The sequence below is a fragment of the Micrococcus sp. EYE_212 genome (assembly GCF_023147585.1).
Lineage (GTDB): Bacteria > Actinomycetota > Actinomycetes > Actinomycetales > Micrococcaceae > Micrococcus.
On record NZ_JAHXOZ010000009.1, the window covers coordinates 71,719 to 91,311 of the forward strand.

13 protein-coding genes are annotated in these 19,593 nt (G+C 72.3%); 10 read left to right on the forward strand and 3 right to left on the reverse strand.

Annotation, left to right across the window (positions count from 1 at the left end):
• Positions 1–98 precede the first annotated feature (98 nt).
• From coaE (KZX60_RS07430) to KZX60_RS07470, 9 genes are all read left to right on the forward strand, one after another.
• Positions 99–2,474, forward strand: coding sequence for a dephospho-CoA kinase (gene coaE, locus KZX60_RS07430; protein ID WP_248117067.1), 2,376 nt, complete (start codon positions 99–101; stop codon positions 2,472–2,474).
• Positions 2,475–2,491: 17 nt separating this feature from the next.
• Positions 2,492–3,130, forward strand: a complete 639-nt coding sequence (coaE, locus tag KZX60_RS07435; protein ID WP_248116971.1) for a dephospho-CoA kinase — start codon at positions 2,492–2,494, stop codon at positions 3,128–3,130.
• A 38-nt stretch (positions 3,131–3,168) separates the two neighbouring features.
• Positions 3,169–5,307, forward strand: a complete 2,139-nt coding sequence (gene uvrB / locus KZX60_RS07440; RefSeq protein ID WP_248116973.1) for an excinuclease ABC subunit UvrB — start codon at positions 3,169–3,171, stop codon at positions 5,305–5,307.
• Complete coding sequence (locus KZX60_RS07445; protein ID WP_248116975.1) at positions 5,304–6,656, forward strand: MFS transporter; 1,353 nt, start codon at positions 5,304–5,306, stop codon at positions 6,654–6,656. The genes uvrB and KZX60_RS07445 overlap by 4 nt, the downstream gene beginning before the upstream one ends.
• A 28-nt stretch (positions 6,657–6,684) precedes the next feature.
• The gene (locus tag KZX60_RS07450; RefSeq protein ID WP_248116977.1) at positions 6,685–7,359 is read left to right on the forward strand and encodes a hypothetical protein; all 675 of its coding nucleotides are present in this window, start codon (positions 6,685–6,687) and stop codon (positions 7,357–7,359) included.
• A complete protein-coding gene (locus KZX60_RS07455; protein ID WP_248116979.1) occupies positions 7,356–8,075 on the forward strand; it encodes a hypothetical protein in 720 nt (239 codons plus the stop codon). Before KZX60_RS07450 ends, KZX60_RS07455 begins: the two co-directional genes overlap by 4 nt.
• Before the next feature lie 84 nt (positions 8,076–8,159).
• Complete coding sequence (locus KZX60_RS07460) at positions 8,160–8,951, forward strand: putative hydro-lyase (RefSeq protein WP_248116981.1); 792 nt, start codon at positions 8,160–8,162, stop codon at positions 8,949–8,951.
• Positions 8,952–8,988: 37 nt separating this feature from the next.
• Positions 8,989–10,032, forward strand: coding sequence for a TerC family protein (locus KZX60_RS07465; protein ID WP_248116983.1), 1,044 nt, complete (start codon positions 8,989–8,991; stop codon positions 10,030–10,032).
• Positions 10,033–10,232: 200 nt separating this feature from the next.
• Entirely contained in the window at positions 10,233–11,486 is a 1,254-nt protein-coding gene (locus KZX60_RS07470) for a TerC family protein (RefSeq protein WP_248116985.1), read from the forward strand.
• A 39-nt stretch (positions 11,487–11,525) separates the two neighbouring features.
• Here KZX60_RS07470 and KZX60_RS07475 read toward each other — a convergent pair whose 3' ends face one another.
• From KZX60_RS07475 to KZX60_RS07485, 3 genes are read right to left on the reverse strand one after another with little or no spacing between them, the layout of a single operon-like run.
• The gene (locus KZX60_RS07475; protein ID WP_248116986.1) at positions 11,526–13,016 is read right to left on the reverse strand and encodes an alpha/beta fold hydrolase; all 1,491 of its coding nucleotides are present in this window, start codon (positions 13,014–13,016) and stop codon (positions 11,526–11,528) included.
• Positions 13,013–15,664 (reverse strand): DEAD/DEAH box helicase, encoded by a 2,652-nt coding sequence (locus tag KZX60_RS07480; RefSeq protein ID WP_248116988.1) that lies wholly within the window; start codon positions 15,662–15,664, stop codon positions 13,013–13,015. Before KZX60_RS07480 ends, KZX60_RS07475 begins: the two co-directional genes overlap by 4 nt.
• A gap of 29 nt (positions 15,665–15,693) precedes the next feature.
• The gene (locus KZX60_RS07485; RefSeq protein WP_248116990.1) at positions 15,694–16,377 is read right to left on the reverse strand and encodes an MBL fold metallo-hydrolase; all 684 of its coding nucleotides are present in this window, start codon (positions 16,375–16,377) and stop codon (positions 15,694–15,696) included.
• A gap of 330 nt (positions 16,378–16,707) precedes the next feature.
• Between KZX60_RS07485 and uvrA the strand changes: the two genes are divergently transcribed.
• Positions 16,708–19,590, forward strand: coding sequence for an excinuclease ABC subunit UvrA (gene uvrA, locus KZX60_RS07490; protein ID WP_248117086.1), 2,883 nt, complete (start codon positions 16,708–16,710; stop codon positions 19,588–19,590).
• Positions 19,591–19,593: the final 3 nt, after the last annotated feature.

Consider the following 19,593-nt stretch of genomic DNA (forward strand, 5'->3'; position numbering starts at 1 on the left):
CGCACGCTAGCCTGGTGACCCGTGCCACCCGGCACCGGCCCACCGGTGAGCGCACGAACCGCCGCCGCGGGCTGGACCCGACCCCGTCTGCGAGACCCATGACCTCCCCGCTCACGCGCCTGCACGACGCCCTCCGGCTCCGCACCAGCCCGGCGATCTTCTTCGGCTCCCTCGGCCTCATCGTCCTCTTCACCGCGGCCATGGGGCTCTTTCCGGGCCCGGTGCAGCGCACCTTCGGCATCGTCGCCACGTGGCTGCGCTACGACGCCGGCTGGATCTACACCCTGAGCCTCACCGTCCTCGTCGTCTTCATGCTCGGCCTGGCCTTCAGCCGCTATGGCCGGGTCAAGCTCGGCGACGACGACGCGGTCCCCGAGTACTCCGGCCTCGTCTGGTTCGCCATGATGTTCGCCGCCGGCGTCGGCGCCGTGCTCATGTTCTGGGGGATCGCGGAGCCGATCAACCACTACGCGAACCCGCCGCTGGCCGGCACCGAGCCCTTCTCCGACCAGGCGGCGTCGGAGGCGATGAGCATCGCCAACTTCCACTTCGGCATCCACATGTGGGCGATCCTGCTGGTGCCGGGGCTGTGCTTCGGCTACTTCACGTACAAGCGCAAGCTGCCCCCGCGCGTGTCGTCGGCGTTCCAGCCGCTGCTGGGCGACGGCATCCACGGCCCCGTCGGCAAGGCCATCGACATCATCGCGGTGGTCTCCACGGTCTTCGGCCTCGGCGTGTCCGTGGGCCTGGGTGCCCTGCAGCTGAACTCCGGCATGAACGAGGTGCTGGGCACGCCCGTCGCCCCCTGGGTCCAGGCCCTGATCCTCGCCGTGATCACCGCGGTGGGCGTCGCCTCCGTCCTCGCGGGCATGGACAAGGGCGTCAAGCGCCTCTCCTACGCCAACATCATCCTCGCGATCGCCCTCCTGGTGTACGTCCTCATGTGGGCGGGCTCGAGCATGGACGTCATCCGCGGGACGGTGCAGGCCGTCGGCGAGTACGTCACCGCACTGCCCCTGCTCTCCACCTACAACGACACCTACAACTCGGGCGCCTGGTCCGGCGACTGGACGGTCTTCTACTGGGCCTGGACCGTGACGTGGGCCCCGTTCGTCGGCATGTTCTTCGCGCGCATCTCCCGCGGCCGCACCATCCGCCAGTTCGTCGCCGCCGGACTCGGCCTGCCGACGGCGTTCGTGATCATCTGGATGGGTGTCTACGGCCATTCGGCGTTCCAGTCGGACCGGGCCACGGCCCCGTCTCCGGGGACGGGCGGAGACCTGACCCGGACCATCGTGGAGGAGGGCAACGTGCAGGCCGCGCTGTTCCAGCACCTGCAGGGCACCCCCCTCTCCCTCGGCGCCGCCGTCGTCGCGCTCGTGGTCATCTCGCTGTTCTTCATCACCTCGATCGACTCCGGCGCCCTGGTCATGGATGCCATGGTCAACGGCCACGAGGACCCTGCCCCGCGCATCCAGGGCGTCGTCTGGGCCGTGTCGATCGGCGCCGTGTGCGCCGCGATCATCCTCACGGCGGGGGAGGACGGCCTGGCCGCCCTCCAGGAGGTCATCATCGTCATCGGCCTGCCGATCCTCATGATCACCGTCGTCCAGGTGGTGCTCCTCGTTCAGGCGCTCCGTGAGGACGCCGGCGCCGTCCGTCCGATGCGCACCCGCCAGTGGAAGAAGGTGCTCCCCGCCGAGGAGTACCGCCGCCGCGCCGCGGAGGACGGCGCCGACGTGTCCGACTACGTCGTGCGCCCCGAGTTCGAGGTGGGCACGGAGCCGGAGTACGACACCCACACGCCGAAGACGTGGCACCAGCAGCGTGCGGCCGCCGAACACGCCCTCCTGACGGTCGGCCTGACCGGCGGCGTCGCGGCCGGCCGGACCGCGGTGGGGGAGGAGCTCGAGCGGCTCGGTGCCGTCGTCGTCGAGTTCGACGACCTCATGGGCGAGGTCCTCGTGCCCGGCAGTGCCGTGCTCGACGAGCTGCGCGGGGTGTTCGGCGAGGAGATCGTGCACGCGGACGGCTCCCTCGACGTGCGCGCCCTCAACCGCCTGACCACGGAGAGCACGACGGCGCGCCGCCGCATGTACGAGATCGTCGCGCCGGCGGTGCGCACCGAGGCCGACGCCCGGGCCAGGGCCGTCGGGGAGGACGCCGTGCTGGTGATGGACCTCGCGCTCCTGACCGAGACCGGCTCCGCCCGCGAGTTCGACCAGGTGCTCGCGGTCTCCGCCCCGGCCGAGCTGCGCGTCGCCCGCCTCATGGACTCCCACGCGATGAGCCGCGAGCGGGCCTGGGCGTTCATCGACGAGGAGGCGGCGGACGAGGAGCGCGCCGAGGTCGCGGACACGGTGCTCGAGAACGCCGGCACCCTCGAGGAGCTCCGCGACGAGGTCCGGGCATACTGGGACGCGAGGATCCAGCCCGTCGTCGACGCCGCCGGTGCCTCCCACCCTGCCCGCTGAGTCCTCCAGGAGAGTCGATGTCCGAGCCCCCCGCCCCCGTCGCCCACCGTCCCCGCGTCCACGTGGGGCTCACCGGGGGCATCGCGGCCGGCAAGTCGGCCGTGGCCCGGGTGCTCGAGGAGCGCGGCGCCCTGCTGGTGGACTCGGACGCACTGGCCCGCGCCGTCCTCGAGAAGGGGACGGAGGGCCTCGCCGCCGTCCAGGACGCGTTCGGGGACCGGGTGATCACCGCCGACGGGGAGCTCGACCGGGTCGCGCTGGCCCGCATCGTGTTCGGCGACGCGGGCGAGCGGGAGCGGCTCAACCGGATCGTGCACCCCCGGGTGCGGGAGATGGCCCGCGGGATCGTGGCCGAGGCGGGCCCGGACGCCGTCGTGGTCCAGGACGTGCCGCTGCTCGTGGAGACCGGCCAGGCGGACGCCTTCGACCTCGTCGTCGTCGTGGAGGCCCCGCTCGAGGAGCGGATCCGGCGCATGACGCAGGACCGGGGGATGAGCCGGGAGGACGCCGAGGCGCGCATCGCCGCGCAGGCGAGCGACGCGCAGCGCCGCGCGGCCGCCGACGTCGTGATCGTCAACGACGCCGACCTCACGCGCCTGGCCTCCGCCGCGAACCAGGTGTGGGACCGGTTCCTCGCTCCGCCCGCTGCGCCGTGACGCGCTGACGCGTCGGCGGCGCGCGTAGGGTTCTGCCCATGAGCCTGGCCAAGCAGATCAACCGCGTCGTCGCGCCGTTCGAGGTCGTCTCCCCGTTCGAGCCCTCAGGCGACCAGCCCGCCGCCATCGCGGAGCTCGCCGAGCGTGTCCAGGCGGGGGAGAAGGACGTCGTCCTCCTGGGCGCCACCGGCACCGGCAAGTCGGCCACGTCCGCGTGGCTGATCGAGAGGCTGCAGCGGCCCACCCTCGTGATGGTGCAGAACAAGACGCTCGCGGCACAGCTGGCCAACGAGTTCCGTGAGCTGCTGCCGAACAACGCGGTCGAGTACTTCGTCTCCTACTACGACTACTACCAGCCCGAGGCCTACGTCCCGCAGTCGGACACGTTCATCGAGAAGGACTCCTCCGTCAACGAGGAGGTGGAGCGGCTGCGCCACTCCGCCACCAACGCCCTCCTCACACGCCGGGACGTGGTGGTGGTGGCCACCGTCTCCTGCATCTACGGCCTCGGCACGCCCGAGGAGTACATCGAGCAGATGGTCACCCTGCGCCGCGGCGGGGAGATGGACCGGGACGCCCTGCTGCGCCAGTTCGTGCAGATGCAGTACGTGCGCAACGACATGGACTTCCACCGCGGCACGTTCCGGGTGCGCGGGGACACGGTGGAGATCATCCCCATGTACGAGGAGCTCGCGGTGCGCATCGAGTTCTTCGGGGACGAGATCGAGTCCATCCAGACCCTCCACCCCCTCACCGGCCAGGTCGTGCGGGAGGAGACGGAGATGTACATCTTCCCGGCCTCCCACTACGTGGCCGGGGACACGCGCATGGGCAAGGCGATCACGTCGATCGAGGACGAGCTGCGCGAGCGTCTCCAGGAGCTGGAGTCCCAGGACAAGCTGCTCGAGGCCCAGCGCCTGCGGATGCGCACCACGTACGACCTCGAGATGATGCAGCAGATGGGCTACTGCAACGGGATCGAGAACTACTCCCGGCACATCGACGGGCGGCCCGCCGGCTCGGCCCCCCACTGCCTGCTGGACTACTTCCCGGACGACTTCCTGCTCGTGGTGGACGAGTCCCACGTGACCATCCCGCAGATCGGCGCGATGTACGAGGGGGACATGTCCCGCAAGCGCACGCTCGTGGAGCACGGCTTCCGCCTGCCCTCGGCCATGGACAACCGGCCGCTGAAGTGGGACGAGTTCCTCGAGCGGATCGGGCAGACCGTCTACATGTCCGCCACGCCCGGCACCTACGAGCTCTCCCAGGCGGACGGCTGCGTGGAGCAGATCATCCGCCCCACCGGGCTCGTGGACCCGAAGATCGTGGTCAAGCCGACGCAGGGCCAGATCGACGACCTGCTCGAGCAGATCCGCGTCCGCGTCGAGAAGGACGAGCGCGTCCTCGTGACCACGCTGACCAAGCGCATGGCCGAGGACCTCACCGACTACCTGCTCGAGGCGGGTGTGAAGGTCGAGTACCTCCACTCGGACGTGGACACCCTGCGCCGCGTGGAGCTGCTGCGCGAGCTGCGCCAGGGCGTGTTCGACGTCCTCGTGGGCATCAACCTGCTGCGCGAGGGCCTGGACCTGCCCGAGGTCTCGCTCGTGGCCATCCTGGACGCGGACAAGGAGGGCTTCCTGCGCTCCTCCACCTCGCTCATCCAGACCATCGGCCGCGCGGCCCGCAACGTCTCCGGCGAGGTGCACATGTACGCCGACCGCGTCACGGACTCCATGCGGCAGGCCATCGAGGAGACCGACCGCCGGCGCGCCGTGCAGGTGGCGTACAACGAGGAGCACGGGATCGACCCGCAGCCGCTGCGCAAGAGGATCGCGGACATCACCGACCAGCTGGCCCGCGAGGACGCGGACACCGCCGATTTCCTCAAGGGCATGGGGGGCGTGAAGTCCGGCTTCGACTACGGCATGGGCCACCGCGGGCTCTCCTCCGTCCGCGAGGGCGCGGAGCGGGCGGGCACGGGCTCCGACGGCGACGCGCCCGCCGTCGGAGCCGGGTCCATCCCCGCCAAGGACCTCCAGGACCTCATCGAACAGATGTCCGCCCAGATGCACCAGGCCGCCACCGAGCTGCAGTTCGAGCTCGCGGCGCGCCTGCGCGACGAGGTCGCGGAGCTGAAGAAGGAGCTGCGCCAGATGGAGCGCGAACAGTGACCCCCGCCGGGCTCCTCGACACCACCCCCCGGCGCGCCGCCCGACGCCGCACCGTCCGCACCCTCGCCGCCAGCCAGGTCTTCTCCGGCCTCGGCAACGGCTCCGCGCTCGCGGTCGGCTCGGTCATGGCCGTCGAGCTCAGCGGCCACGCCGGCTGGGGCGGGACCACCACCATGGCCATGTCCCTCGCCGGGGCGCTGAGCGCGCTGCCCCTGGCCCGCCTGGCCCTCGCCCACGGCCGGCGCACGGCCCTCACCGCCGCCTACGGTCTCGCCGCCCTCGGCACCGTCGGCATGGTCCTCGCCCCCGTGCTCGGCAGCTACCCGCTGCTCCTCGCCGCCGCGCTCCTCGTGGGCCTCGGCGCCGCCGGCAACCTCCAGGCCCGCTTCGCCGCCACGGACCTCGCCGACGACGCCACCCGCGCCCGCGACCTGGGCCTCGTCGTCTGGTCCATCACCCTCGGCGCCGTCGCCGGCCCCAACCTCATCGGCCCCGGTGCCGCCCTGGCGCGACCGCTGGGGCTGCCGGACACCTCCGGCCCGTTCCTGCTGTCCCTGGCGGGCATGCTGCTCGCCGTCGCCGTCCTCCAGGTCGGCCTCCGCCCCGACCCCCTCACCACGGCCCTGCGCCTCGGGGGCGGACCCCCCGCCCCCCGCCCCCGGCTCGCGGACGGTCTCGCCGTCCTGCGCCGGGAGCGGGCGGTCGCGCTCGCCGTGACGGCCGTGGTGACCGCGCACGCGGTGATGGTGGCCGTCATGTCCATGACGCCCGTGCACCTGGCCCGCCTGGCCCAGGACGCGGCGGCCCAGGACGCGGCCTCCGGTGCGGCGCACGCCGCGCACGACCATGCCGCGCACCTGGACACCGCTCCGGACACCTTCGTGGTGATCGGGCTCGTCATCTCCCTGCACATCGCGGGCATGTACGCGCTCTCCCCGGTGATGGGCCACCTGGCGGACCGGTGGGGACGCGTGCGTCTCACCGCGGTCGGGCTGGGGACGCTGGCGGCCGCGTGCCTCCTCGCGGGGGCGGGTCGGGCCTCGGTGCCCGTGGTCACCGTGGGCCTGATCCTGTTGGGCCTCGGCTGGTCGGCGGCCACCGTGGCCGGTTCGGCCCGGGTGTCGGAACTGGTCACGGGGACGGACCGCGTGCTGGTGCAGGGCGTCACCGACGCCGGCATGGGACTGGCCGGAGCCGCGGGCGCCGGGCTGGCCGGCGTCGTGCTGGGCGTGGCCGGCTACGGCGGCCTGGCGGTGCTGTCCGCGATGCTGGCCCTCGTCGTGGCCGCTGCCGCGCGGCGGGGGGCATTGCCCGGACCGTCCCGTGTCAGGAGTGCTGATATTCGCTGATTATCAGCAGTGATGTAACATCAGGGCCATGCCACGTCGCCGGACGGACACCCCAGCGCGCGAGCCCCGACCCACCCGGGGCGTCGCCGTGATCGCGGACATCGTCGGATCCCGCACCCTCGCGGACCGGGCGGCCGCCCAGGCCGCGATCCTCCACGCCTTCGCCGCGGCCGAGCGCCAGGTGCCCCCGCTCCTGCCGGGCTGGGCCACGGTGGGGGACGAGTTCCAGTCGCTCCACACCCACTGGAGCACGGCCGCGCGCGCCGTCCTGCGGGTCGGCCTGGCGCTGCCGCCCGGGCTCGCGCTGCGGTTCGGCCTTGGCGAGGGGGACCATCACGAGGTCGGCGGGGACGCGGGGGAGGGCGGCCCGATCCTGGACGGCACCGCATGGCACCGCGCCCGCGCGGCCCTCGAGACCGCGGACGGCCGGGCCCCCGGCGCGGCCACGGCGTTCGTCGGCCCGGACCCGGAGCTCTCCCTCGCCGTGGACGGCCAGCTTCTCCTGAGGGACCACCTCGTCGGGCGGCTCCGGGCCCGGGAGCGCCGCCTGGCGGCGGCCCTGCTCGCCGGGTCCACGCAGACCGAGGCCGCACGGCAAGAGCGCATCACCCAGTCGGCGGTCTCCCAGGCCGTCGCCCGCTCCGGCGTGGGACGGATCCTCGAGCTGGACGCCCTGCATGCCGCCGCGGGGGAGGGCCGATGACCGCGCTCGCCCTGCTCGCCGTCGGCCTGTACGACCTCGCGCGTTCGCTCGCGCCGGCGGCGTGGTCCCCGGGTCGGGCGGGGCGGACCGCCCTGGGCGCCGCGGTCGTCGGCGTGCTGCTGGGCGCGGCCGCGCTGGCCGTCGTCGGCCCGCCGTGGACCTCGGTGGCGGGCGCGGTCCTCGTGGCCTGCGGAGCCCTCCTGGCGTGGGGCGCCACGGGAGCGGAACGGCCCCGCGTCCTGCTGGGCGTGGTGGCCGCCCTCGGGCTGGTCGGCGTCCTCGAGCTGGGTCTCGGCGCACCGGAGCACCGCTTCGCACCGGCGGGGCTGACGATGGTGGCGGTGGCCGTCGCCCTCGCCGAGACGTCCAATCGCATCACGCGCGCCGTGCTGCAGCTCGCCGGGCGCCGCACCGGGGAGTCGGACGCCGCCCCGGCCGCCGAGGCGGAGCCGCCCCTGCGCGGGGGCCGCTACATCGGCCCCATGGAGCGGGTGCTCATGGTGCTCCTCGGCCTCGCCCACGCGTGGCAGGTCATCGCCGCGCTCATGGCGGCCAAGGGCATCGTGCGCTTCCCGGAGATCTCGGCCGATCGGGGGGACGGCTCGCGCGCCGAGGAGTTCCTGGTGGGCTCACTGGCCAGCTGGGGGCTCGCCGCCGTCGGCGGTCTGCTCGTGTGGCTCTCCCTCGGCTCTCCGCCCTTCCCTGCGGGAGGGTGAGACAGCGACGACGCCGTGTCACACGAACACTGATAGTCCCCCCATATAAGCAGTTTCACGCGAACGCACCGGAGGCCCGCCCCCATGACCCACCACCACCACGACGCCGACTCCCCGGCTGCCCTGGCCCGCGCCGACTTCCGTTCCGGCCTCGTCCGCCCGACGTCGGGCCTGGCCCCGGGCCGCACGCAGGCCAATCTCGTGGTCCTGCCGCGGGACTGGGCCTTCGACATGCTGCTGTTCGCCCAGCGCAACCCCGGCCCCATGCCCCTGCTGGATGTCACCGAGCCGGGAGAGCCGACGACGTCGTGGGCACCCGGCGCGGACCTGCGCACCGACCTGCCGCTCTACCGCGTGTGGCGCGGCGGCGAGCTGGTCGAGGAGGTCTCGGACGCGACCGACCACTGGGGCGAGGACGCCGTCGCCTTCCTCATCGGCTGCAGCTTCGGCTTCGAGGCCGCGCTGCAGCGGGCCGGGGTGCCCGTGCGCAACCTGGACCAGGGGCGCAACGTGGCGATGTACCGCACGGACCGTCCGCTGCGCCCCGCGGGGCGGATGCGCGGCGAGCTCGTGGTCTCGATGCGTCCCGTGCCGCCCGAGCTCGTGGCGACGGCCGTCACCGTCAGCGCCGCCGTGCCGTTCGCCCACGGCGCCCCCGTGCACGTCGGCGACCCCTCCCGCCTCGGCGTCGCCGACCTCGCCGCGCCGGACTACGGCGAGGCCACGGACCTCGAGCCGGGCGACGTCCCCGTCTTCTGGCCGTGCGGCGTCACCCCGCAGCGGGCGCTCGAGGTCTCCCGGCCGCCGTGGGCCATCACGCATGCGCCGGGGCACATGTTCATCACCGACGCCGTGGAGGGGGCGGCGCGGGTCTAGACTGACGGCCGCCCCGCCGACGAAAGGACCCCCGTCCATGGACGTTCTCAGCCCCGCCTTCGAGGTCGGCACCCTCGTGGTGCTCGGCCTCATCCTGCTGCTGGACCTGCTCTACGTCGCGCGGCGGCCCCATGAGCCCTCCATGAAGGAGGCGGGCCTGTGGATCGGCTTCTACGTGACGCTCGCCCTCGTCTTCGCGGGCCTGCTCTTCGTCCTGGGCGACGCCCAGCACGGCACGGAGTTCCTTGCCGGCTGGGTCACCGAGTACAGCCTGAGCGTGGACAACCTGTTCGTCTTCCTCATCATCATGGCCAAGTTCCAGGTGCCGCGCCGGTACCAGCAGGAGGTCCTGATGGTGGGCATCATCATCGCCCTCATCGCGCGGGCCGTCTTCATCGCGATCGGCGCGGTGGCCATCGAGCACCTCACGTGGGTGTTCTACATCTTCGGAGCCTTCCTGCTCTGGACCGCATGGCACCAGCTCAACGACGACGACGACGGCGAGGAGTCCGAGCCCGGGATCGTCGCCCGGCTCACGCGCCGGCTCAACGTGGCCCCGGACTACGACGGGAACAGGCTGCGCACCACCGTGGACGGCAAGCGCATGTTCACCCCCATGGTGGTCGTGTTCATCACCATCGGCCTGACGGACGTCATGTTCGCGGTGGACTCGATCCCGGCGATCTTCGGCCTCACCCAGAACTGGTTCATCGTGCTGACGGCCAACATCTTCGCCCTCATGGGCCTGCGCCAGCTCTACTTCCTGCTCGGCGGGCTCATGGACCGCCTGGTGTTCCTCAAGCACGGACTCGCGTTCATCCTCGCCTTCATCGGCGTGAAGCTCATCCTCCACGCCCTGCACGAGAACGAGCTGCCCTTCCTCAACGGCGGCCAGCCCGTCACCTGGGTGCCGGAGATCTCCACGTTCGTCTCGCTGGCCGTCATCCTGGGCACCCTCGTGGTCGCCACCCTCGCCTCCCTGCTGTGGGGCAAGGCGCCCGAGGACGGGGCGGAGCCGGTCTTCCACGGCGCGCACCGCATGCAGGACATCGCGGAGCGGGCGGAGTCGGACGGCCGTTGAGCGGGCGGGCGCGCCCTCCGGTAGAGTGGGCCCGTCGTGGGGGAGTATCCACAACGCTGTGAACGTCAGTACGCGCGCCGATCGGTCGAGAATCCCGATGCGGCCCGCCGGGCACAGCGGCCTGGGCGCCGGGAGGAACCGGAGGCGAGGCGGAGAGACTTGCGAGCACTCATCGAGACCCCCTCACGAAAGGTGCTCCCATGGAGATCACCGGTCTGACCTGGGGGCTGACGATCGCACTGATCGTGGGCCTCCTCGCCTTCGACTACTTCGCCCACGTGCGCAAGGCGCACACGCCCACCATCCGCGAGGCCGCGGTCTGGTCCGGCGTCTACATCGGCATCGCCCTGCTCTTCGGCCTCGTCTTCTTCGCGTTCGGGGACGCCCAGCACGCGGTGGAGTACTACACCGGCTACATCCTGGAGAAGGCGCTCAGCGTCGACAACCTCTTCGTGTTCCTGGTCATCATGGCCTCGTTCCGGGTCCCGCGCGACTACCAGCAGAAGGTGCTGCTGTTCGGCATCACCTTCGCGCTCATCTCCCGCACGGTCTTCATCCTGCTGGGCGCGGCCGTGATCTCGGTGTGGTCCGACGTGTTCTACCTCTTCGGCATCGTGCTCCTGATCGTGGCCGGCAACCAGCTCAAGGGGGAGCTCGCGGGCGACTCCGCCGAGGACGAGGCGGACAACGTGATGGTCCGCCTGGCCAAGCGCTTCCTCCCCGCCTCGGACTCGTTCGACGGCGACCGGCTGTTCACGGTGGAGAACGGCAAGAAGGTCATGACGCCGATGCTGCTGGTCATGGTGGCCATCGGCGCGACGGACATCCTCTTCGCCTTCGACTCCATCCCCGCCATCTTCGGCGTGACCCAGGAGGCGTACATCGTCTTCACGGCCACCGCGTTCTCCCTCATGGGCCTGCGCCAGCTGTACTTCCTCATCGACGGCCTCCTGGACCGCCTCGTGTACCTCTCGTACGGCCTGTCCGCGATCCTCGCCTTCATCGGCGTGAAGCTGATCCTCCACGCGCTGCACGAGAACAACCTCTCGTTCATCAACGACGGCCAGAACGTGTCGGTCGTGGAGATCCCCACGGTGCTCTCGCTGATCGTCGTCGTCGGCATCCTGGTGCTGACCGTGCTGGTCTCCCTGGCCTCGCCCAAGGGCCAGGCCCTGCGGACGCTGCAGAACGCGGAGAAGTTCTCCCACCGCTTCACCCAGCTCGACCCGCAGGCGCCCCTCGAGGAGCGCCGCGCGGCCGCCGAGAGGATGGACACCTGGACGGCCAAGGCCGAGCAGGTCGACCAGAAGTGGCGGGACAAGCTCCTGGACCACAAGGACCGCTACTCCCAGATCATCCGCACGGCGCACGAGACGCGCCTCTCCGACCCGGACTCGGCGGATCCGCGCGGCGTGTCCGAGGCGATCGTCCGCCAGGCCGGACCCCGCGTCTGAGGCACGCGGCGTCGCCGCACGGGCAGGCCCCCGCCCCGATCACCCGATCGGACCGGGGGCCTCCGTCATCTCCAGGAGACGGGCGAGGACGGCCGCGCCGTCGTCGGCGAGCCCGTCGTGGTGGAATGCGTCGGTCTCCCACACGCGCAGCCCGCGCACCCGTGCGGCCGTCTCGAGGGAGAGGTCGCGGTCCACGTAGACGTCGTGCGTGTAGACGGCCGCGGCCACGGGCACGCGGTTGGCCGCGAGCGCGCCGAGGTCGTAGAGCGCGCCCCAGTCCTCGCGGGCGGCAATGAGCTGCGCGGCCTCGGCCAGCGGGTGCAGGGGCGCCCCGGCCTCGAGCTGCCACGCGAACACGTGCTCGCCCGTGAGCAGGGGGGTGCCCTCCGGGGCGGCGTCCCCGCCGCACGCGCCCGGGTCGAAGTCCGGGTGCTCCTGGAGGACGCGCGCGGCCGACCAGTCCGTCGGCGCGGCGCCCGGCTGGGCGTAGATCGCCTCGTGGAGCAGCGTGTACAGCGGCGTCTGGGCGCGGTCGGCCTGGGCGGCGACGGCGGCCCGGAAGCCCTCGCTCAGCCGCGCCTGGCGAGCACCCTCGTCGAACGCTTCGGTCAGCACGTAGAGCAGGGAGTCGACGCGGGTGTTGCCGCCCAGCAGCATGCCGAGCATCTGGGCGCGGGCCACCGTGAGCGCGGTGCCGTCCGGCAGGCGCTCGGGCGTGCCGGCCGCCTCGCGGGCCCGAAGATGGGCGACGACGCGCTCCCAGGCCACCCACGCGTGCGGGTGGCGGTCGAAGAACTCGCGGTTCCGCTCCCGCATGCGCGCGTAGGTGGCCCGGTACACGCGGTCCGCGTGCCCCGTGAGCGGGGCGAGGCCGCCCGTGACGTGGCAGCGCGCGAGGCCCTCGGGGAACCAGGAGAGGTAGCTCAGCGTGCAGAAGCCCCCGAAGCTCTGGCCGAGCGTGGCCCACGGGTTCGCGCCGAGGGCGAGGCGGACCATCTCGGCGTCCGCGACGATGGAGGGCGCCCGCAGGTGCCCCAGGTACGCGGCCTGGGCCTCGGGGGACATCCCCGCGAGGGAAGCGACGGTGGCCGGGGTGGCGGCCCCCGTCCCGCGCTGGTCCAGCAGGAGCACCCGGAACCGCCCCGCGGCCTCCTTGAGCCAGCCGCCCAGGCGTGCGGGCCGGGCGGCGCCGCTGCCCGGACCGCCCTGCAGGTACAGGAGCCAGGGCAGGTCCGCCGACCCTGCCGCCGGTCCGCGCACCTCGTGCGCGACCACGCGGAGCGTGCCCGCGCCCCCGGGCCCGAGCCCCGTGGCGGACGCGTCCTTCGCCCGCGCCTGCTCGAGGGTGTCGGCGTGGTCGACGGGGACGGTGAACCGGTGGTCCACGATCACCGTGCCGTCGAAGAGCGTCGTCTGCGCGCCGCGCACGTGCTCCGCGGCCTCCCGGGGCGCGAAGCCGCGCGGGTCGCCGGGCGGGAGCGCCGAGGCGGCCCCGCCCCCGGAGGCGGGGGAGCCGCCGTCGTGCGTCACAGCCCCCACCCGGACTCGGGCGCGCCCACCGAGACGACGCGGATGACGGGGTGACCGGCCTCGTCCGAGGCGTCGAGGTCGACGACCGCGTTGATGCCGTGGTCGAGGTCGCCGTCGTGGTCCTTGAGGACCTGGCGGACGGCCCACCAGCGGGCGCCGGTGAGCTCGAGCGGTGCGGGCACGGGGGGCGCCGTGGCCACGCGGAACAGCTCGGGGCCGCGCGCGGCGGCCGAGTCGTCGATGTCCTCGTGGTCGTCGAAGTACGCGTCGAGCGCGTCGGCCCAGTCGTCCGCAGAGAGGCCGCCGGAGAGCTCGGCCAGCCGCGCGTCCTGCTCGTCCCCGAACAGGCGCACCCGCTGGAACAGCGCGTTGCGCACCATCACGCGGAACACCGGCGTGTTGTCCGTGAGGCGCGGGGGAGCGGGCGGGGCGATGGACTCCATGTCCTTGCGGAGCTCCTCGATGTCCCCGGCCACGAGGTCCTCCCACTCCTCGAGGAGGGAGGAGTCGGTCTGCTTGACCATCTCGTCGAGCCAGTCCAGCAGCACCTGCAGCTCGTCCGTGCGCGACTCCTGCGGCACCGTGTGGCGCAGCGCCTTCACGGCGTCCGTGAGGTAGCGCAGCAGCACGCCCTCGGAGCGGGCGATCCCGTAGAAGCGCACGTAGTCGCCGAAGCCCATGGCGCGCTCGAACATGTCCCGCACCACGGACTTCGGGGCGAGCTCGAACTCGGCGAGCCACGGGGCGTCCTTGCGGTACACCTCGAACTGCTGCTCGAGCAGCTCGGCGAGCGGCTGCGGGTACGTGACCTCCTCGAGGGCGGCCATGCGGTCGTTGTAGTCCATGCCCTCGGCCTTCATGGCGGCCACGGCCTCGCCCTTGGCCTTCTTCGCCTGGGCGGAGAGCACCTGGCGCGGCGGGTCGAGGGTCGCCTCGATCACGGAGACGACGTCGAGCGCGTGGTCCGGCTCGGCCGGGTCCAGGAGCTCGAGGGCGGCCAGGGCGAAGGGGGAGAGCGGCTGGTTGAGGGCGAAGTCCGCCTGCAGGTCCACCGTGAGGTCCACCGTGCGGCCCTCGGCGTCCGGCTCCGGGAGCTTCTCCACGATCCCCGCGGCGAGCAGCTCGCGGAAGATGCCGAGCGCCTGCCGCATCAGCGCCGCCTGGCGGGCCGGCGTCTCGTGCGTGCCGCGCAGCAGGCGCCGCACCGCGATCACGGGGTCCCCGGGCCGGTCCAGGATGTTCAGGAGCATGGAGTGGGTGAGCTGCATGCGGGAGGACAGCGGCTCCGGCTCGGCCTCCACGAGGCGCTCGAAGCTGGCCCGGCCCCACGAGACGAACCCCTGCGGCGGCGACTTCTTCTTCGCGCCCTTGAGGGACTGCTTCATGCGCTTCTCGCGCTCGGCCTCGTCCTTGACGGACGCGAACTTCGCGGCGGCCCTGCGCGCGGCCGCGGCGTTCTCGATCACGTGCTCGGGGGCCTGGACCACCACGGTGCCCGAGGTGTCGTAGCCCGCGCGCCCGGCCCGTCCGGCGATCTGGTGGAACTCGCGGGCCTGGAGGAGGCGGGTCCGCTCGCCGTCGAACTTGGACAGCGCGGTGAGGAGCACGGTGCGGATCGGCACGTTGATCCCGACGCCGAGCGTGTCCGTGCCGCAGATGACCTTGAGCAGGCCGTCCTGCGCGAGCTTCTCCACGAGGCGCCGGTACTTCGGCAGCATGCCCGCGTGGTGGACGCCGATGCCCGCGCGCACGAGCCGGTTGAGCGTGTGGCCGAACCCGGCGGAGAAGCGGAATCCCGCGATACGCGCCGCGATGGCCTCCTTCTCCTCCTTGGTGGTCACGGAGATCGAGGAGAGCCCCTGCGCCGTCTCCACGGCGTCGAGCTGCGAGAAGTGCACCACGTACACGGGGGCCTGGTGGGTGGAGACGAGCTCCTCCACCTTCTCCTGCAGCGGGACCTCGGACCACTCGTAGGTCAGCGGGATGGGCCGCTCCGCGTGGGCGACGACGGCGACCTCGCGCCCGGTGCGGGACCGCAGGTCCTCCTCCAGGCGGGTGGTGTCCCCGAGGGTCGCGGACATGAGCAGGAAGCGGGCCTGGGGGAGCTCGAGCAGGGGGACCTGCCAGGCCCAGCCGCGGAAGGGGTCGGCGTAGTAGTGGAACTCGTCCATGACGACGGTGTCCAGCTCCAGGCCCGTGCCCTCGCGCAGGGCGCGGTTGGCGAGGATCTCCGCCGTGCAGCAGATGATCGGCGCATCACCGTTGACCGTGGAGTCACCCGTGACCATGCCGACGTTCTCCGCGCCGAACACGTCCACGAGCTGGAAGAACTTCTCCGAGACGAGGGCCTTGATGGGGGCCGTGTAGTAGGAGACCTTCCCGCGCGCCATGGCGTCCGCGTGGGCGCCGAGCGCCACGAGCGACTTCCCGGACCCGGTGGGGGTCGCCAGGATCACGTGGTTGCCCTGGACGAGCTCGAGGACGGCCTCCTCCTGCGCCGGGTACAGGGAGATCCCGCGCTCGTCCGTCCACGCGGTGAACGCCTCGAACACCGCGTCGGCGTCCGGGGACGCGTCCAGGGCGTCGAGGCGGGCGAGGAGGGCGGGCGGAGTCGTGGCGGAGGCGGGAGCGGGGGCAGAGGAAGTCATCCCGCCCAGGGTATCGGCGCCGGCCGGGGTCACCAGCCGCGCTCGGCCCACTCCGGCAGGTGCGGCCGCTCGTCGCCGAGCGTGGTCGAGTCGCCGTGGCCGGGGTGGACGTGCGTGTCGTCGTCGTAGACGTCGAAGAGGCGCGCGGTGACGTCGGCGAGCAGGGAGGCGAACCGCTCCGGATCCTTCTCCGTGCTGCCCACGCCGCCGGGGAAGAGGGAGTCTCCGGTGAAGAGCAGGGTCGCCTCGTCGGGGCCGGGCTCGTAGGCCAGGGCGATCGAGCCCGGGGTGTGGCCGCGCAGGGCGATCACGTCGAGCACGAGGCCGTCCACGGCGATCCGGTCGCCCTGGCCGACGGCCCGGTCGATCTGCACGCCGGACTCCTCGGCGATGGCGGCGGCGTCGTCGGCCCCGGCGTAGAGGACCGCCTCCTCGTGGGCCCCGGCGACCTCGGCGAGCGCCCGGACGTGGTCCCAGTGACGGTGCGTCGTGACGATCGCCGCGAGCCAGGTCTCGCACGGGGTGTCGACGTCGGCCGAGGCCAGCAGCGCCTCGATCGCGTCCGCGTCGTCCGCGGCGTCGATCAGCACCTGTGCTCCCGTCGTCTTGGAGGTCAGGAGGTACACGTCGTTGTCCATCGCGGAGACGGGGCGGACGCGCACGGAGATTCCCGGCAGGTCGTGCAGGACGCGGTTCTTCGAGGTCGCGGGCATGCGGACCAGTGTGGCCGAAAGGCCCCGGAGGCGCCAGGGGCGGACCGGCCCGGACCGGAGAGCACCGACCCGGGCCGGGGCCCGGACCGGGGCTCGGACGGGGAACGACGGTCAGCGTCGGCGCGCCCGGGCGGGCCGGCTCCGCCGCGCGGGGAGTCCCCCTGCCGTGTCCGGTGCCCCGCCTACACTGGCCGGGTGCCGAAGAACACCGCCCCCACCCCGTCCACCGCCGCCCCCGAGTCCGCTCCCGGTCCCGCCGTCGAGCCGGAGCGTGCCGGGCTCGCGTCCGGCCACGGCCGCCTCGCGCAGGCCGGCGCCGAGCGGGACCGCATCGTCGTGAAGGGCGCGCGCGAGCACAACCTGAAGAACGTGGACGTGTCCATCCCGCGGGACGCCATGGTGGTCTTCACGGGCCTGTCCGGCTCGGGCAAGTCCTCCCTCGCGTTCGACACGATCTTCGCCGAGGGCCAGCGGCGCTACGTGGAGTCGCTCTCCTCGTACGCGCGCATGTTCCTGGGCCGCGTGGACAAGCCGGACGTGGACTTCATCGAGGGCCTGTCCCCGGCGGTCTCCATCGACCAGAAGTCCACCAACCGCAACCCGCGCTCCACGGTGGGCACCATCACCGAGATCTACGACTACATGCGTCTGCTCTGGGCCCGCGTCGGCGTGGCCCACTGCCCCGTGTGCGGGGAGCCCGTGAGCCGCCAGACCCCGCAGCAGATCGTGGACCAGCTCGAGGAGCTGCCCGAGCGCACCCGCTTCCAGGTGCTGGCCCCCGTGGTCCGCGGCCGCAAGGGCGAGTTCGTGGACCTCTTCGCCCAGCTGACCACGCAGGGCTTCGCCCGCGCGGTGGTGGACGGGGAGACGGTCCAGCTCTCCGACCCGCCCACGCTGAAGAAGCAGAACAAGCACACCATCGCCGTCGTGGTGGACCGCCTGGCCATGAAGGAGGGCATCCGCCAGCGCCTCACGGACTCCGTGGAGACCGCGCTGAAGATCGCGGACGGCCTCGTGGCGGTCGAGTTCGTGGACGTGGAGGTCGAGGAGCAGAAGGGCAAGAAGAACACGGGGGAGTGGGGCGGCAAGGACGCCGAGGGCAACCCGCGCTTCCGCACGTTCTCGGAGAAGCTCAGCTGCCCCAACGGGCACGAGCAGACCGTGGACGAGATCGAGCCGCGCTCCTTCTCCTTCAACAACCCCTTCGGCGCGTGCCCCGAGTGCACCGGCATCGGCTCGCGCCTGCAGGTGGACCCGGACCTCGTGGTCCCCAACGACGAGCTGTCCATCCGCGAGGGCGCGATCGTCCCGTGGTCGCTCGGCAAGTCCACCTCGGACTACTGGCTGCGCGTGCTCGGCGGGCTGGCCACGGAGATGCGGTTCTCGCTCGACGCCCCGTGGCACGCGCTCACAGCGGAGCAGCAGGACGCGGTGCTCCACGGCAAGGACTTCAAGGTCGAGGTGTCCTTCCGCAACCGCTTCGGCCGCGAGCGCCGCTACACCACGGGCTTCGAGGGCGTCCTCCCGTACGTGATGCGCAAGCACGGGGAGACCGAGTCGGACGGAGCGCGGGAGCGCTACGAGTCCTTCATGCGCGAGATCCCCTGCCCCGTGTGCAAGGGCGCGCGCCTGAACCCCACCGTGCTCAACGTGCTCGTGGGCGGCAAGTCCATCGCCGAGGCGACCGCCCTGCCCATGCGGGACACCCTCGAGTTCCTCGAGGGGCTCACCCTCACGGACCGCGAGCGGCAGATCGCGGACCAGGTGCTCAAGGAGATCCTCGCCCGCCTCGCGTTCCTCCTCGACGTGGGCCTGGAGTACCTGAACCTCGAGCGCCCCGCGGGCACGCTCTCCGGCGGCGAGGCGCAGCGCATCCGCCTGGCCACCCAGATCGGCTCGGGGCTCGTGGGCGTGCTCTACGTCCTGGACGAGCCCTCCATCGGCCTGCACCAGCGGGACAACCGCCGGCTGATCGACACGCTGCTGCGCCTGCGCGACCTCGGCAACACGCTGATCGTGGTGGAGCACGACGAGGACACGATCGCCGAGGCCGACTGGATCGTGGACATCGGCCCCCGCGCCGGCGAGCGGGGCGGCGAGGTCGTGCACTCCGGCTCCCTCGAGGAGCTCAAGGCGAACACGCACTCCGTGACCGGCGACTACCTCGCGGGCCGGCGCTCGATCGCGGTCCCCGAGCGGCGCCGTCCCCTGGACAGGAACCGCAAGCTGACCGTCAAGGGCGCCCAGGAGAACAACCTGCAGAACGTGTCCGTGGACATCCCGCTGGGCGTGCTCACCGCCGTCACCGGCGTCTCCGGCTCGGGCAAGTCCACGCTCATCAACGAGATCCTCTACAAGGTGCTGGCCAACCGGCTCAACGGCGCCAAGATGGTGCCCGGCCGGCATCGCACGGTGGCGGGCCTCGAGCACCTGGACAAGGTGGTGCACGTGGACCAGAGCCCCATCGGCCGCACGCCGCGCTCCAACCCGGCCACCTACACCGGCGTGTTCGACGCGATCCGCAAGCTCTTCGCGGAGACCCCGGAGGCGAAGGTGCGCGGCTACCAGCAGGGCCGGTTCTCCTTCAACATCAAGGGCGGGCGCTGCGAGGCGTGCGCGGGCGACGGCACGCTGAAGATCGAGATGAACTTCCTGCCGGACGTCTACGTCCCGTGCGAGGTGTGCCACGGCGCCCGGTACAACCGCGAGACCCTCGAGGTGCTCTACAAGGGCAAGAACATCGCCGAGGTCCTGGACATGCCGATCGAGGAGGCCGCGCAGTTCTTCAGCGCGTACACCCGCATCTCGCGCTACCTGGACACCCTCGTGGACGTCGGCCTGGGCTACGTGCGCCTCGGGCAGCCGGCCACCACGCTCTCCGGCGGCGAGGCCCAGCGGGTCAAGCTCGCCGCGGAGCTGCAGAAGCGCTCCAACGGCCGCTCCATCTACGTGCTGGACGAGCCCACCACGGGCCTGCACTTCGAGGACATCCGCAAGCTGCTGCAGGTGCTGCAGTCGCTCGTGGACAAGGGCAACACCGTGCTCACCATCGAGCACAACCTGGACGTCATCAAGTGCGCGGACCACGTGATCGACCTCGGACCCGAGGGCGGGTCCGGGGGCGGCACGATCGTCGCCACGGGCACCCCGGAGGACGTCGCGAAGGTCGCGGAGAGCCACACCGGCCGGTTCCTCGCCGAGCTCCTGGCGTAGCAT

Bases quoted from the DNA above. Each gene is read 5' to 3' on its own strand.
- coaE (WP_248117067.1), top strand. From the start codon at position 99: ATGACCTCCCCGCTCACGCGCCTGCACGACGCCCTCCGGCTCCGCACC.
- coaE (WP_248116971.1), top strand. From the start codon at position 2,492: ATGTCCGAGCCCCCCGCCCCCGTCGCCCACCGTCCCCGCGTCCACGTG.
- uvrB (WP_248116973.1), top strand. From the start codon at position 3,169: ATGAGCCTGGCCAAGCAGATCAACCGCGTCGTCGCGCCGTTCGAGGTC.
- KZX60_RS07450 (WP_248116977.1), top strand. From the start codon at position 6,685: ATGCCACGTCGCCGGACGGACACCCCAGCGCGCGAGCCCCGACCCACC.
- KZX60_RS07455 (WP_248116979.1), top strand. From the start codon at position 7,356: ATGACCGCGCTCGCCCTGCTCGCCGTCGGCCTGTACGACCTCGCGCGT.
- KZX60_RS07460 (WP_248116981.1), top strand. From the start codon at position 8,160: ATGACCCACCACCACCACGACGCCGACTCCCCGGCTGCCCTGGCCCGC.
- KZX60_RS07465 (WP_248116983.1), top strand. From the start codon at position 8,989: ATGGACGTTCTCAGCCCCGCCTTCGAGGTCGGCACCCTCGTGGTGCTC.
- KZX60_RS07470 (WP_248116985.1), top strand. From the start codon at position 10,233: ATGGAGATCACCGGTCTGACCTGGGGGCTGACGATCGCACTGATCGTG.
- KZX60_RS07480 (WP_248116988.1), bottom strand. From the start codon at position 15,664: ATGACTTCCTCTGCCCCCGCTCCCGCCTCCGCCACGACTCCGCCCGCC.
- KZX60_RS07485 (WP_248116990.1), bottom strand. From the start codon at position 16,377: ATGCCCGCGACCTCGAAGAACCGCGTCCTGCACGACCTGCCGGGAATC.